Genomic DNA, 16,796 nt, shown 5'->3' with positions numbered 1-16,796 from the left:
TAATACGCTAATACGCTAATACGCTAATACGCTAATACGTTAATACGTTAGTAACGATAGCTGTTTTAACGGTAATGGCGATGCTGGTGGTATGAGTGATGCCCGTAGGTACTAAATGAATTAGCGTTTTAAACAATGAAGCAGTAGCGCATTAGAAAGATAACCCTCTAAAAAAAATGCCGCTCACTAATTTGAACGGCATTCGACACTTTACCTTAACTACAAGGTTACTTTTAGTATTTAACGCTCACGCCCGCGAACAAACGAGGGCCGTAGTCATTCACTTCCCCTAAGTTACCTTGAACATAATAGTCTTGAGATTTTGGCGCACTAAACAGGTTAATCGCCTCGACTTTAACACGCACATGGTCGTTTACTTTATAAGACGCTCGCGCTTCCCATACACCTACTTCATCAACGTAACGTAAACGGGTTCCGTTACTGGTATAAGGTTGGAAATATTCACTACGATATTTATAAATCACTGCCGTGTCTAAGTCGCCAATTTGGTAATACACCTGCGTACTAAATACATGCTCCGAAAAGCCAGGTACTGAGCCAGGAGGGATGATACCCGCGCTAAGCTGGGTGGTGTTGCCGTCTAAGTCGGTAATAAAGGTGTCGCCGTATAAACTGTCTTCAAATTCGAAATCAGTATCAGCATAGTTATAGCCAATTTTGATACCAATACCGCTGTCCCAACGATAGGCAATTGACGTTTCGATACCGAATAAATCACTCTCATTATCTGTTGTCACAGCACTTGTTACGGGCAGTGCAAAATTTTCACCGTCTATTTCAAAGTTTTCTAACACGGTTTCTTGTTGAAACCCGCCTTGAAACTGTTTGTAGTAAACGCCGAACGCAAAGATAGAATCTTCATTTGGGTACCACTCAAACGCCACGTCGTAGTTCCATGACATTAGCGGCTGCGTATTTGGGTTACCCGAGCCATTCACGCCGACTAACAAATCTGCAAGAGAGGTGGGTGCTATATCGTCATCGGTTTGAAAGGTACGGCTATAACCCAAATCCGACGGATCGGCGCGTGACATACCACGGTAAACACCACCGCGCAGTAAAATATCATCACTGTAGTTAACCACTAAGTTAACACTAGGCAACACTTCAGTGTAATCTCCGCCGCCTTGTATTTTTTCAAGTGAGTCGCCCGTTACCAAGCTAAGAATGCCTAATTCGTCAGTGACCACATCGAACGTGTTCCGAAAGCCAACAGATGTCACTTCAGTATCAACAACACGTACACCAAAGTTACCGCGAATTAATTTACCAAACATTTCTGTGTCGTAACTGGTCATGATATAGGCAGAATTGGTCTTTTCTGTTACATCTATGGTGCCGCTATTTTCATACTCTAGCGCTGGGTATGCGAACTCTCCGCCTTGGGAAGCAGCAACCGCTTTTGAGAAACATACGTTGTCATAAGTGGCCCAAGAAGAGCCCGTACCACTGCTAATAACATTGCCTGCGCTGTCTACATTGGTAACAATATTACCGTCTGAGACACTGGATAAAAAGTCAGACTCAGGAAAGGACTTTTGGCAACTCTCAAGCACTTCAAGGGCTGATGTTACGTCGGTATTTAAGTTGTACTCATTTCTTGATCCGTTACCTTGGCTACCGCCATATTGTATAAAGCTCAGTTCTGATGTTCTAAGACCCGCTTGAATACTGGTGAAAACCTCACCATTTAATGCGTAATCAAAGTCTAGACGCGCCGACTTTATTTCATTATCTCGGGTGTTTTCTTTATCGATACGGGTGCGCAGACTGTCGGTGTAATTACTAATGTCAGTCACATCGAAGTCGGTTAAGGTAAAGTGCGGAATATTCTCTCCCATATCCCAACTAAAGAACTGCCTGTCAGCAGTGCGACCTCTATTAGAAATTTGCAGTTCTTCCCGCTCAGTTTTCGAATAAGACGCATCGAAGTTAATGGTCAGTGCATCTGTTGCGTAATGCTCAATATTTATACCGTAGCCGCGATAGTTTTCTTCACGAGAAAATTCTTCACCTGCCGATTCGATACGCTCTTGGCCTTCCCAGTGCAAAATACCGCCTACTTGATTGGTAACTAAGGTTGGTCCAGTTAGACCGGGGGTCGCGCGCTTTTGTAAAAAGATTAAATCGTGACGAGACTCTTGTTGTGTTCTATCTGACACTTGCGCATCAAAATTAATATCCCATGATTCTGACGGTTGAAATTGCAGCGCTAAGAAGAAGGCATCCCGCTCATCGGACGTTTCGTTTTGACGGTAGCTACGGCTACTGCCAGTCCAAGCGTAAGGCGTTCCATCACTTACTGCTTTACCCGTTTCAGGATCGATAGAGGTATCGTATCCTTGGTTACTGCTTCCGTTCACCTGATCTTCACAGTCACCGGCACTACTACGATAGAAACCCTCGTTAGTATTGGTTGGGTCGTTTAAGCATGCCCATAAAGAGGAACCCGTTGGACTTGAGCTTCGATATTCAGCTTCAGGTTGGCTAATGTCTTGGCGTTGTACACCAAACGATACCCCTAATGCTTTACCATTATCGAACTCGAATTGATCAACGTAGCTAAAGGTACCGCGAAACCCTAAATCGCCTTGTAGGTCGTTGTCTATGTTACCTTCGTCAGGATTGTAGTTACCTTTTATTTCACCTTGGATACGCTGCTTACCAAAATCGAGGGGTTGTACAGTTTCAAGTGATATTACACCTGCTACGCCTCCTTCAATCATTGATGCGTCTTGGGTTTTATAAATAGCGACTTTTTTTACCAATTCTGATGGGAATTGCGAGAAGTTGACCGAACGGTCACCACTGCCATTAGTTGCTTGGCGACCATTGATATGAGTTGCACTTAAAAATGGCCCCAAACCACGAATGGTTATTTCTGTGGCACCACCGTTTTCTCGGTGAGAAGCTGCGCCCGTAATCGACTCTAGTGCTTCACCGATAGAAAGCGCAGGTAAGTCGCCAATATCTTCCGAAGAGAGCCCATCAACCACTGTGTTTGACTCTCGTTTAATGGCAATTTGATCTTGAATGGTTCGTCGTGAGCCTACCACGTCAATGATCTCAAGCTCTGCTTCATTCTCGTCTAGCTCGGTTTGCGTTTCTTGTGCTTGCAAGGCGAATGCGGTCGTCGTGGTCATCCCGGCAATAATCGCTGCTTTTATCCATTTCGCTGCTGGGCGAACCGCAAAAGCAGGCCCCGCTTTAAGGTGGAATTCAGGTGTACAATTGTGTTTTTTGTTCAACGACATTTAAGTATCTCCGTTGTCTCTATTAATATGTTTAAGGTAGCGTTTTGTTTTTTATTTTTAATGTGAAATTAAGGTTTAATCGTCTTGTGCTACCCAAGTAGAGCCAACGCCTACTTCTGAAGCTTGTATGTAATGCAGGCCTTTAGCGCCTGCGATCGATTGCGCGCCATTAGGGTCAGTTTCAACGAGTGTGCTGGTGGCCGTAATCAATTCAGGTACTTCTTTGCCGTTGCTTGCTGGGTCTTGGTCAATCGCCCCATCAGTATCAAACTCACCGTTGCCGTCAACATTTCGGATATCAACCCAATCGTCGGATGTATCACCTGACATGTAGCTATCGCTAAAGCCAAAATTGTTGGTTAGTGTAGATTCATCATGGTTGATTATGTCGCAATCATACTCGAACGAGTGATCACTGAAGCCTCCGTCAGCGTTTAAATATAGGCCCTGAGTGGTGGCATTCTCGTTGAAACCATTGGCAATTACGTTGGCATCGAAATCAATAACAAAGAAGTTTTTGGTTAAGGCGTATAACTGAGGATTGTCAATTACAGTGAGCTCATCACAATCGCCTACACCGGCCTTTGAACCAATTTCAGTACTAAATACAATTGGTTGAAGCGAGTTAAGAACAGTATTGTTGGTTACGGTTAATGTTAAGTCACCTGTGCCGTCAAGTATTGCTTGGTTGCCCGAGTTGGGTACGCCGCCGTCAGCTTGAGAGAATGGATTTGCAGTGAAGACAATTCCGCCTGCTTCTTTGTTGCCTGAACGGATACCGGCGATATAGTTATTGCTTACCGTATGACCTAAAGGCGTAACTAACACGCCACTGGGTCTATCATCAGAATCAGCGATATCACTGGTGCGTATAATGACGTTGTCAGTAATGACATTAAAACCACCATCTTCTAGGGATATACCACCGTTGGCATTAAAAATGGTATTCCCATGAATAGTGGCACCAGAAGTTTGCACACGCATTAAGCGGCGACCAGTGACAACATTTTCAATACGGTTGTACTGTACCGTGAAGTTCGCATTATCAGCAGCATCGCTACCCGTTGTGCTGCCTAAGTTAAGTAGCAGTAGGCTGGAGTTATCATAGTTATCATTAGCACTGTCGCTAAACAAATTATATTGAATAACATGGTCAGAACCAGATGAAGCCAATTTAATAACTGAACCTTCTTGTGCTACATCGCGACCTGAGAAAGTGTTTCGCTCAATTAACGCGCCACTGCCTTTTAGGACTAACCAATGGTATGAATCATCTGGATAATTCAATATAGCCTGTTCGCCATCCATGGTGTTCTGAGAAAACACAAAGTTATCACCCTCAGAATAAATTACCGCTTCTTCACCACTATCACAGCTAGAGCCTGAAAGAGTATCGATATCCGTAAAGGTTATACCGGTAACCGCTGCACCATCAACACCATCGGCAACATGAATACACAGGTCACCGGATAGGGTTGGGGTTTGCCCCTCTAGTGCGCGCAATGTTATGCCGCTGGCGAATTCTATTGCAGCAGTAGGACTGTAAATATTAGTATTTAGACCGAGTACATCACCATCCGCTAAAACGCCAATCGTGCTTTCAAGTGCTGCTGTATCACCAACGACTTGGGTGTATATCAGCGTATCGAGAGAGTCGGTAACAGTGCCAGTAAACGCATCGTTGTCAGTGTAAGATGCGTTAACAGAGATGATAGAACCTGCTTGGCTGGTAGGTGTATAGGTTTTGCTATTCGCGCCAGTAATTTCAACACCATCGGCGGACCAAGAATAAACTACATTTGTTTCTTCTATACCATTATTGTCAGTAATTTCAGCGGTAAGTGTGGCACTGGCTAAGTAAGGTGCAGTGCCCATAATTTCGATACTACCGGGCTGATCAACCGCGACATTTGATACAGTGATGGTCGCGTTAGACACATAATCTTCTTCAAAGCCATTGTCATCAACGTACGTCGTTTGTACCGTCAGCACCATACCCACCAATGAGGCATCGACCATATATGAACTTTCAGTTGCACCTACAATAGCCGTATCGTCAGCAAACCATTGGTAGGTTATTGTACCTGTTGCACCATCAAGATCAGTGATTTCAGTTGCTAATATATTACCTACCGTGGGTGTACCTTGAATAACGACAAAACCTTGGGAATTATTACGAAATACGACGTCGGTCGCTGCTGACGTTGCCGATTCATCAAAACCTCTGTCATCTTCAAACGCCGCGTTAACCGTAATCACTGTTCCGAACTGGGCTCCTTTGAGCTCAAGTTCAGCCGATACTTCGTCTTCTATTGCTACATCGTCAGCAAACCAGGTGTATAAAATCGTCGCATCTTCAATACCATTTTCGTCAACCACCGACGCTGCTAATGTGGAGCCGACAAAAGCATCTCCAGTGATCGCAATTGACGCTGGAAAGATAATTGCTGAAATATCAGAAGTGGGATCACTAATATGAGATTCGTTGATATTACCATCATCGGTATAAAGGGCTTGAACGGTAACGGGTGAACCGATTTGCTCGTCAGTTAACGTAAAAGAAGCGGTATCAGCGTTTGGAATAGCAACACCATCAGCGTACCAATAATAGGTAATATCCCCTGATATACCATTTGCATCGCTTACTGATGCGCTCAAGGTTTCGCCAGATGTTGGTGTCCCTGAAAGGGTAATAGAGCCCAAAGTGTTGGGGTTATTGTCTGAGTCGGTACTGCAACCTGTTATAGCGGCTGCAATCGCACAAAGTGCAAATGTTTTAAACTTCATAATGGCTCCATTCTCCGTATTATTGATTTTTATTAGCAGTTAGTTGCGCCATGTTATTACCATGAGTGACTTAAATGATTACCAAAATGCTAATTAATTGCTAACCAATTTGGTTATATAAGCATAATAATGTTGCGTCTTCCACTATATTTACGCCAAATAATTAACTTTAAATTTACATTTTGGGTGGGAGAACTATACCCTGTGGTCCATATTGGTATGACCAATGTGGACGATTCAGCAATGGGGGGGTAGGGGAAGCGGGATAAATTGTCTCTCGGTTAAGAGAGTCCTATTTCGAGGATCTTAGAGGCGTTATGGCAGGAGAAGATAGCGATGGCGGGATTACGCCTTCGCTATTTCGGCCTAATGACTAAAATCGATAGCCTGCGTGCTGATTGTCTAGATAATAGAAAGTCGCTTGCACGTAATCTTTGGGATCGCCGCCATTATTCTGATTATAAACCCCCGCTTTAAAGTACATATATTGATTACTTTTACCGTAGCCGCTCGCACTCATATCAAGCTGTTTATTTATATTAGATTTGCCCTCTCTTATAAGAGTGACAAACAGCACGCTATTTTCTACCGAAATTTTATAACTAAATTTTTCATTTAATTTAATGCCTTCTTTAGGGTCAACTAAGGTATGGGAACGTGAACCAATGAGGTTTATCCAACTGTCATCACCACCATTAATTTCGTGAGCAAAGTAGATTGAACCATATTCATTGTTAGGCAATTTTCGATAATAAAGTCTAATCGGTTCGTCATCGCTACCATGAATTTGACCTATTATCACTCGGCCTACCATTTTTTCTTCACCGGTTGTTGATACGCGATTGACGGCTAGGGTCGCTTCTAAACTACCTTCAACTGCCCCAGCTTTTCGTTTAACTGAACCATGAGCGTCAGCAAAAACCCAATTATTTTCCGTAATGCCCTGGGCTTTTACCCGGCTATTACCACGCCTGAGCATTTCCCGAAGTTCAGTGCGCACATACTTAGTATTTTTAGATGTTTTTGCCCCCACGTTAGGACACGCGAATACCATTCCACCATCAATAGCCGTATAAAAAAGAGGCTTCAATTCAAAATTATTACTTAAGGGTTTTTCATAAATAGTGTCAGCTTTTAGGTCTTTATTGAGATCAGTGGGAAGCGTTAAACTCCAATCTAGTAAATCAAAATTTCCACTGGGAGGTTTATTAGGATCAAGCAGTGTAATTTTACCGAGTAACACACCTTGCGCTAAGGCACTGTGTGAAACTGGCATTGGGGCAATATCATCCACGATTGCACTTTTTGATCCCATTGAGCAAAAAGTACTGGCCAGTAAAAATGTGTAAGCGACTGTTTTAGTTATTGATTTCATCTCACTCCCCCTTGATTAGGGTATTATTTTTAAATGTTGCTCTTTTGCGTAAATAAATGAGGATATAACGCCTAAATACAAAGCCTTACATGAAAGCGAAAGCTATATTTGTTAAAATATAGGTTGAATTTTTCAGCTAAAAGCTAAGTGTGAGGCAAACAGTAAACAAGAGCGTTAAGCTGAATATCAACCTTGTAGCAAATATTCCAACGTGACTGATGCCCATGTAATTTAGCCAATGACTGATGGCATAACTAACAGAATAAGCGGCGAGCCTATTGAGCCAGTGTCACACTGAATACGCTACAAAGCCTATCGCTCAAACCGTAAAATGCGTGTTCATTACCTATCAAGTACATGCATTTTAGTTTGCGTTATCAACATAAATGCGCAAAATGGTTAACAATAATGTAACCAATTTGGTAATGATCAGTCAATCATGGTTTACCAATTTTATTTATTGGTTTGTTTAATATGGATTACCAGGATGATGGCTTGGTTAGGGGCGTGCTGCACGATAATTGGAGCGCAACCTAGCCATTTAGCTATAATCGCAAAGCTTTTTTTAAACTGCTTGGTCGGTATTTACTCATCTTTTAGCATGATTAAGCTGATATTCTTAGAATGAATTGTTATCGAATTAAACGTATATATAGAGACAGTGGAAATAGTGATTTGGTATTTATGTTAATGGACCAACCTTGGATAAAGTATAGTTTTTTAGGTGTGCTTTATGCCGTAGTGTTTAATTGCTTGTGGGTAGTCAGTACCCAATTGGAGTTGATACCGAATGTTGTTAGCTGGTATTTACCTGCCGGTTTACGGATTTGTGTTTTCTTATTTTCACCCATTCGCAGTTGGCCTTACCTATTCGTTATCGATCGGATCGCGTTTTTGCTGTTGTTTCACAGCGGAGGTTGGCTGTCATCTCCTGTATTTTACCCTGAGTCTTTAATCTGGTATGTCACACACTTTGTGCTCTATCCATTTAGTTTTATCTTTCTATTATGGCAATATCGAAAGCGTTTTGGCACTAACGTGCTCACTTCCCTAAACAACGCGTGTGCGTTACTCGTGCTTTTCATTGTGACGAGTGTCACTAATGCCACGCTATTTGTTGGAAGAAGGGCGCTGGATGATCCACATGTGGCAATAAATTTAATACAAAACATCACCAATATGGCTTTAGGTGATTTAGTTGGTATCTTCTTTATATTTCCACTGGTGTTACTCACACAAAAATTATTATTTCATTTTGATGAACAATCAGTGGCTGCTGCCGGGCAGTGCACAGTTGTTTGGCTATTTTTGCTCAGTGGATATTTTTTCTTAACCATTTTTCATGATGGATATGACCAATATGTAAAATTAGTGGCGCTTCTTCCGGCAGTGTTTTATACCTTCAAGTATGGGGTGATCGGCGCGATGTGTAGCGTGTTTTTTGTGTGTGCAATGACTTATATGGTCGCGTTATTGACCCAAGGACCAACAGTGGAAAATCAGATTTATATGATAGCCATATCAATTTGCCTGTTTCTTATTGCCGGAGCCGAATTCAACAAACGACAATTTTCGACTCATACACCAAACTGACTATTTAGCATTCGTAGACTTACTGTTGTCGCTATGCACAGGAAGTTTGCATAGGTTAATATCCACTTCTCCAATAAAACGGTTAAGTACCCAATATTTGATTAATTTACATGAAACGAGAAATTCTAGAATACTCGACTAAAGTACAAAGGTCATTGCTTATAAATTGTTGATACTTAATGTATTAGCCTAATTTGAAATAATACGTGTTGAGATAAAAATGAACATCTCCAGTAAGCTAAAGCTCATAGTCGTATTAACCATCTTCGAAATCTCTATCACGCTTTTGGCTGTGCTTGAAATATCTAAAGGTGCGCAGTTTCATCAACTAAATTTGCTTCACTTGAAGTATATTAGCCAGTTTACCGGCAACATTTTAGCGCTTGAAAATAAAATACAGTTTGACGTGCTTGATATGAAAAGAGTTATTACTGATATTCGCCAGCAACCTATTGATTGTATTGAAAAAATAGATTTTATTAACGTCTTTGTTATGCGCCAAATAGGGACTTCAGCCGTTGTTGATATTTGCCACGAGGATATAAAACAGGCTAATCGCGCTTTGCTAGCTGTCACCAGCTTTGAAAACCAGCAAATAACACGCGAACAGTTACTGAGTCAGCTTAAAGAATTTGAAAACATATTCACTCAGCATTCACAACAGTTTGAAAAACCTGTTTCGGATACGGTTTCGTTTTTAATGCGCACCATGATCCCTTTCATCATTATCATTTCAATGTTCAATATTGTGTCTATCGGCTATATGTCGAAAAGCATATCAAGCTCCATTCGTAGAGCGATCAACTTACTTGAAAGAAACTCGGATGATAAAAATTTATCTGAAGACATTGATAAACATGTCAGCGGGGAATTACAAACTTTGTTGCTGGCAGCCAGAGAGCGCTTGGCCAATGAAATGTTAGTGACTGAGGTTAATCAAAGACTTGAAAAGTTAGTTGAGCAACGAACCGAGAGTTTGACTCAGGCCAATGCCGAGCTGGCTCAATTTGCGTATCGCGCCTCTCATGATTTAAAAGCCCCTCTTAGTTCTTCAAAGCTGTTGACCCGATTTATTGTTGAAGATATTCAAAGTGGACTACTTACCAGTGCCATTGAGGATGCGCAGAAAATCCATGGGCAAATGGAAAAGTTAGAGGACTTGGTGGTCAGTATTTTGTCTCTAACGGAAATTGACAGCTTGGATAACAATGTGACTGAGATTGATGTTATACAGATGGTTGCTGAAATTCAGCAACGTTTGTCGAGTATTATCGAACTGCATAACGAGGAAATTACTTGCGATATTTACCTTGAAAATCCTTTTGTGAGTAATAAAGTTAGAATTGTTCAGATATTAGAGAATTTGATTTCTAATGCTCTTAAATACCGCGATGAAGATAAAGCTGAAAAGCCCTACGTTAAGGTGTCTCTTTCAGAAAAAACAGATAGCTACCAATTAAGCGTGCAGGATAACGGAATTGGTATTCCGCTAGAGCGTCATGATGAAGTTTTTCAAATGTTTAAACGGTTTCATCCAAAAATCAGTTTTGGTTCTGGTTTAGGGTTAGCGATTGTTAAAAAGCATGTGGATTACTTAAATGGCACCATACTTATGCAAACGTCAGAGCTTGGTACCCTCTTTACCACCAATATTCCAAAGCAGGTAAGTTAATGAAACGAGTTAATGTTCTTATCGTTGATGATAGCGAATTAGATAGATATATCCTTAAACGCCAATTAAAGACGCTTGGAGTCGAGAGTATTTTTGAAAAAGACGATGGTGCAACAGCATTAGTTTTTCTGCAAGATTATGAAAATAATAGAAAGCGCTATCCGGACGAATTCCCTCCTGTGATTATCTTTCTTGATATCAATATGCCGATTGTAAATGGCTTTGATTTTCTTGAAGAGTTTTCTAAAATCAGAACACAGTTAGAATTGTCAGCTTGTGTGGTCACTATGTACTCTTCTTCTGAAAGAGCTGAAGATAAGGAGCGCGCATATAAATACGATTTTGTCAGAGGCTTTTTAGTAAAAGGTGAATTAACGATTGATTTTCTTAAAGAAACGATTGAAGCGCTTCGTTAATACCGATGTTTAGCTAAAAGGAAACCCCATGCTCAATATCGAACATTATGTTGGACGTCCTTCGTTAAATAAGCACACCTATGCGTGGGAATTAGGCCTAGATCCGGGAATAGCGCTCAACCTCGAAAATATTTGTGAGTTGATTTTGACCATTTTTGACGCGCAATTTTGCCGTATTTTTTGTCAATGCGCTGATATACAGGTGTTAGTGGCACAAAACGGCGAATGTAATAAAGAACTAGCAGCGCAAATATCGTTACTTGATATACAACGAGATGATGGGGAGTCACCTGATGTAATTAGCAATGTTACCAGAGGGCAATCACATTTAGGCACTGGGATAATTCGCGTGGTATCTCCAGTTATGTTGCCATCAGGCTTGAGCTTTGGTTACCTAGAGTTTTTTCGTTCTAAAGGGGTCCAGTTAACGGCAAAAGAACAGGCGGTTATGACGGTGCTTCAGCGTGATATAACGAACCACATTGTGCAACATAAATATATTTTGCAAGCAGCTAAATCTCGTGAGCTACATCTTCTTATTTCGAAACACAACCATGACTGGATCTTTGTTAAAGATACCGATTTCAAAATGGTCTACGCCAACGAACCTTTTATGTCTATTTTTTCTAAGGGCTTGCGCGACAAAATAATCGGATATACCGCTACTGAGGGGTTTGACGAAGGCGAAGCGAATCAATTTTTTGAGCAAGATAAAATCGCGTTTGAAAAAGGGGAGAGCGTTGTTACGGAAGACGTCTACCATTCTGACGGAAGCAGAATGGTCTTCGAAACGATTAAGCGTCGATTTGAAGATGAAAATGGTAAGCCGTATATTTTGTGCATTCGCCGAGATGTAACGGAACGCGAAAACCTTATTCGGCAATTAAAAGTAGCCAATAGCGACCTTGATGATTTCACCAATATCGCGTCTCACGATCTTAAATCCCCTTTGATCGCTATACGTCGTTTATTGGGCTGGATAGCCGAAGATTGTCAAGATATTTTACCGTCAGAGTCGCTTGAAAATCTGCATCTGGTAGTCAATAGAGCGGATAGAATGCATTCCTTACTCGAAGATTTACTTTCATTTGCCAGGATTGGCAGAGTAGATACACCTGCAGTGAGCCTTGAACTTTCAAAGCTTGTGGAAGACATCACGCCATTACTCGATGTGCCCGAGCAATTTACCATTACAGTTGAACCGGCAGAATTGGTTGTGCCCTCAGTTCCGTTTAAAACAATTATTTTAAATTTAGTCGGCAATGCCATTAAACATAATGATAAAGAAAAAGGCCTTGTGAAAGTCAGTTGCCAGACTAGCCAACATTATTACGAAATCCATATTACCGATAATGGACCAGGTATTGCCCCTAAATATTTTGAGCGTGTTTTCCAACTTTTTCAAACACTCAAATCTAGAGATGAACTAGAAGGAAGTGGTGTTGGGCTAGCGGTTGTGATGAAACACTTGAATCAATTTGGTGGCAAAATCGAAATAGAGTCAGATGGTATTGAAGGCACGACGTTTACAGTATTTTGGCCTAAACCCAAACAGTGAACAGGGAGGCGTTTTAATAAAAAACTCCCTAGCCTTAGGACTTGGCTATTATCAAGGTTGTTAAATTAAGTTGAGGTTTCGAGATGAAGGTGTTGATTGTAGATGATGACGTCGTTGACAGACGAGTTGTTAAAAGAACGCTTAATGCATCAAGTGATTCGTTCCACGAGATCCAAGAGGCCACATCTGTTGCCCAAGGCCTGAAACTGCTTAGCGAAAGTCAGTTTGATGTAGTTTTACTCGATTGTAAGATGCCTGAAGTAGACGGTATTGAAATGCTTATAGATCTGCGTGCTAAACCAGACATGGGGAATACCGCTATTGTTATGATAAGCGCCTCAGAAGAACCTTCTTTAGCGTTAGATTGCATCGAGGCAGGGGCTCAAGACTTCCTGTCAAAAAATGAAATTACCCTAAGTAAACTTGAAAAAGCCATTCTGCATGCAAACAAGCGCTTTGAAATCGAACAGCGTATGCATTACAGCTATTTGGCGGTAAAAAAGATGGCCGAGAAAGATCCCCTAACAGGCTTGTCCAATCGGTATCACTTCGAAGAAACATTGAAGATCATGATTACCAATAACAAGCGTACTCAGCACAAAGTGGCATTGCTCGCCTTAGATTTAGATAACTTTAAGCATGTTAACGACACTATGGGTCACGAAGCGGGAGATGACGTACTTAAACAGTCAGTCGACAGAATACGAACCTGTTTACGCTGCAATGAGGGATTTGCCCGGCTCGGCGGCGATGAATTTGCCATTATTATTGGCAGTATTTCCTCTCCACTGGAGGTGAATAGAATAGCCAGCCGTATTCTAGATTCTTTTAAAACACCGTTTGATTTAAACGGTAAAGAAGTCGCTTGTGGTGTCAGTATTGGTGTCGCCCTTTGTCCTGATGATTCAGCTGACGCCCAAGCATTATTAAAATGCGCAGATATCGCCATGTACCGAGCTAAGCAAAACGGTAAAAACAGCATTAGTTTTTACCAGCCTCATTTTCAAACCGAGTTTAATCTACGATTCTTGATTCAAAATGAATTAAATCGTCACCTAGATAGCACGTCGTTCCGACTTTATTATCAACCGGTATTTTGCGCGAAAAAGAATACTTTACTCGGTTTCGAAGCGCTTATTCGGTGGCCGGAAATTGATCCTGTCTATACACCCGATGAATTTATTCCGATCGCCGAACAAAGCAAACTGATTAATCCCATCGGTCAATGGGTAATCGAAACGGCTGTTTGCCAGCTATCAAAGTGGCATGAACAATTTGATCAACAGTTGACTATGTCTATCAACATATCACCTGTTCAGTTGCAAGATGTGGATTTACTAGCGGAGTTGACCCAGGCAACACAAGCGTATTTAGTGTCGCCAAGTAAGATAGTGCTAGAGATAACGGAAACAGCCCTTATAAAAGACAATATTAAAGTCACTAATACTCTGTGCCTCTTGTCGCAACAAGGTTATAAAATTGCGTTGGATGATTTCGGTATGGGGTTTTCATCTGTAGCTCACCTAATGGATTACCCAATTGATATTGTTAAATTAGATAAAAGCATGCAAACCACAGCAAAGCGTGCAGACAAACGTATCCGCGTATTTGAAGCTCTCGCTTTAATGTTAAAGAAACTTGAATTTACTGTGGTTGCAGAGGGTATAGAAACTGATAATCAGCTACGTTTATGCCAAGAATTTGATTTAGACCGACTTCAGGGTTTTCTATTAGGTATACCGATGAACGATACCAACACTGAAAACTTACTACATAAAATCTACCATGCCTAAATTATTCAACCAATTTATATCCTACATCCAATGTGTTGGTGCATCATAAAATCCAATAAAAATTCCTTAAGCTCCCCCTCAACCTCCTCTTAGGTCGGTATAAGACCACCGCTAAAAACGTTCAAGTGTAAAAAATGATTGCAATCAAAGTATCACTCCATTCAAAAATAACATTCAATAATTTCACAGTGAAGATGTCATTTTTATCACATTTCAATTTTATCTATATAAAACAAGTGCTTATTTCTTGGCCTGTTAATTGCGTTGTGAGTGTAGTCATCGCCGATATTTCAAGTAGTTAACTCTATTTTTTATCGCGACAAATTTACCGGATGAATACATATGAAACTAAAATTTAATAAAAAATGCGCAATATTGCTAGCAGGGCTCTTTTGCTTTAGCTCAATATCAGCTGCTGGTTCAGGTGTTAGGGATATAGTGAAAAGCGTAAATGCTACCAAAACCCCCGGATCCTTGGGTGCGTCATCGTTGACCAAGGTCGCGAAGAGCCTTGTTGGATTAGATAACGAAGTATTGATTCAGGGTGCTGAGGTTGGTGTTTTGAAGGATCTAATTGAAAGCATTGGTGGCATTGTCACCCATAAACTTCCATTAGTGGATGGTATAGGAGCGCGACTTAGTGACGCGCAATTAATTCTGCTCTCTCAACTGGCCCCCTTGCTCAAGGTGTCTAAAAACGAAGCCGTTTTTACCGCGGGTTCATTGGATAACTGCTTAGTCTACGGTAGTCATGTTAGCGAACTTACTGATCATAGTATTCGTTGGAATTTATATAATGCTAGAGATTCACAAGCTGACATGGAAAGTATGTCGTTTAAGTGGCCAAAAGAGCTGGGTCACATCTATTCAGTTAAAGTGAATGGGGCAACTGTATATTGGCGAGTGTATAACCGTAAATCAGGTGAATTATCGATAAATATTAAGCGCTTAAAGCGTTATGCAAAATTGGATGCATTTGAGGCAGCTACTGTGGAAGTGTCATTTGCAGCGGGTGGAGCAGAAAACTATTCCCAACGCGATTTCTCACTAGATGTGAAGTTTAAGCAAAACTGTAGTCGCAGTTTAGTTAAAGGCTATGACACTCAAGCAAACGAAGGGGATAGCAACAGCTACTATGTTAATAATATTGGGGCTGATGAACTGCATGATAAGGGTATTACTGGTAAAGATGTTACCGTTGCCGTTATTGACAGTGGTTTATGGTCAGCCCACAGCGCATTAAGTAATGACACTACTAACAAGACGCGAATTAAAGCGGCTTATGACGCGCTCAACGATGAAGAAGTTGCCGCACTTGGCGTCACGGACGAGAACAGTCACGGTACCCATATTACGGGTATTATTGCTAACAGTGATCATGCTGTTGTTGACGGTCAAATGCGTAGCTATTATCAAGGTGTTGCGCCAGATGCTAATTTAGTTGTCGTTAAGGCATTTTACGAAGATGGTCACAGCACCTATTTAGATGCACTTCGCGCACTGCAGTACATTGCTGATAATCATGAGGCTTTGAATATACGGGTAGTTAATCTGTCGTTTGGTGCACCGCCTCGCTCGAATTACTGGGATGACCCGATTAACCAAGCAGTAATGGCATTGTGGGAAAAAGACATCGTTGTGGTGACGTCGGCAGGTAATACCGGTCCAAGCGCGATGACCATAGGCGTGCCTGCTAATGTACCTTACGTTATAAGTGTTGGTGCCATCAGTGATAACTACACCCAAGACAATCCAAATGATGACACCATGCTATCGTTTTCGTCTCAGGGGCCAACGCACGAAGCCTTTATCAAGCCAGATATGGTAGCCCCGGGCGGACACATGTTCAGTTTAGCTAATGACGATATGTATGTGCCGAGTAAATTTCCACAATATATGGTTGGCGATGACCGTTTCATTATGTCGGGTACGTCACAAGCGTCAGGCGTGGTTAGTGGTGTGGTTGCGTTGATGCTGCAAAACGACCCAAGTTTGAGTGCAAATGATGTGAAATGCCGCTTAATGAGCAGCACCACAATGGCTCAGGTAAATGGCAAATTGGCTTATAGCCCATTTCAACAAGGCTCTGGTAGTGTTAATGCTGTTAAAGCGGTTGAGTCTAACGAGGCAGGTTGTGCCAATAATGGCATGGATATCGCGGCAGATTTAAGCGGTGAACAGCATTATATGGGCGCGGCTCGTAAAGACGAAAACGGCAACTACTACATAGAAGGCTTCGAATTTGAGGTATGGGAAGAAGCTTTCATGTGGGAAGAGGCTCATATGAACCAAGAGAATTTCATGCTCCAAGAATAAAGCTCAGTTGA

The 16,796-nt window shown here is 41.5% G+C and carries 9 protein-coding genes; 6 read left to right on the top strand and 3 right to left on the bottom strand.

Translation table 11 applies throughout. The features are described from left to right. Nucleotides 1-233: 233 nt before the first annotated feature. From GQS54_RS21595 to GQS54_RS21585, 3 genes are all read right to left on the bottom strand, one after another. A complete protein-coding gene (locus tag GQS54_RS21595) occupies nt 234-3,275 on the bottom strand; it encodes a TonB-dependent receptor (protein ID WP_166425993.1) in 3,042 nt (1,013 codons plus the stop codon). 75 nt (nt 3,276-3,350) lie between these two features. Next, nucleotides 3,351-6,062, bottom strand: coding sequence for a poly(beta-D-mannuronate) lyase (locus GQS54_RS21590; RefSeq protein ID WP_166425992.1), 2,712 nt, complete (start codon nt 6,060-6,062; stop codon nt 3,351-3,353). Between the two features lie 373 nt (nt 6,063-6,435). Then, a complete protein-coding gene (locus GQS54_RS21585; RefSeq protein WP_166425991.1) occupies nt 6,436-7,437 on the bottom strand; it encodes a polysaccharide lyase family 7 protein in 1,002 nt (333 codons plus the stop codon). A gap of 690 nt (nt 7,438-8,127) precedes the next feature. On the opposite strand from GQS54_RS21585, the gene GQS54_RS21580 reads away from it, so the two are divergent. The 6 genes from GQS54_RS21580 (at nt 8,128) to GQS54_RS21555 (ending at nt 16,785) form a co-directional block, all read left to right on the top strand. Further along, nucleotides 8,128-9,030 carry an MASE1 domain-containing protein gene (locus tag GQS54_RS21580; protein ID WP_166425990.1) on the top strand — a complete coding sequence of 301 codons (903 nt, stop codon included), beginning with the start codon at nt 8,128-8,130 and terminating at the stop codon, nt 9,028-9,030. 220 nt (nt 9,031-9,250) lie between these two features. Further along, nucleotides 9,251-10,702 (top strand): HAMP domain-containing sensor histidine kinase, encoded by a 1,452-nt coding sequence (locus GQS54_RS21575; RefSeq protein ID WP_166425989.1) that lies wholly within the window; start codon nt 9,251-9,253, stop codon nt 10,700-10,702. Next, nucleotides 10,702-11,118, top strand: coding sequence for a response regulator (locus tag GQS54_RS21570; RefSeq protein WP_166425988.1), 417 nt, complete (start codon nt 10,702-10,704; stop codon nt 11,116-11,118). The genes GQS54_RS21575 and GQS54_RS21570 overlap by 1 nt, the downstream gene beginning before the upstream one ends. Before the next feature lie 28 nt (nt 11,119-11,146). After that, nucleotides 11,147-12,676, top strand: a complete 1,530-nt coding sequence (locus GQS54_RS21565; protein WP_166425987.1) for a PAS domain-containing sensor histidine kinase — start codon at nt 11,147-11,149, stop codon at nt 12,674-12,676. An 83-nt stretch (nt 12,677-12,759) separates the two neighbouring features. Continuing rightward, complete coding sequence (locus GQS54_RS21560; RefSeq protein ID WP_166425986.1) at nt 12,760-14,469, top strand: EAL domain-containing protein; 1,710 nt, start codon at nt 12,760-12,762, stop codon at nt 14,467-14,469. 342 nt (nt 14,470-14,811) lie between these two features. Beyond that, nucleotides 14,812-16,785 carry a S8 family peptidase gene (locus GQS54_RS21555; RefSeq protein ID WP_166425985.1) on the top strand — a complete coding sequence of 658 codons (1,974 nt, stop codon included), beginning with the start codon at nt 14,812-14,814 and terminating at the stop codon, nt 16,783-16,785. Nucleotides 16,786-16,796: the final 11 nt, after the last annotated feature.

Origin of the sequence: Paraglaciecola sp. 20A4 (genome assembly GCF_011378905.1) — a bacterium.
In the GTDB taxonomy this organism is placed as follows: Bacteria; Pseudomonadota; Gammaproteobacteria; order Enterobacterales; family Alteromonadaceae; genus Paraglaciecola.
The sequence above is the reverse complement of the archived record's forward strand: the minus strand, read 5'-3'. Positions and strand labels throughout refer to the sequence as shown.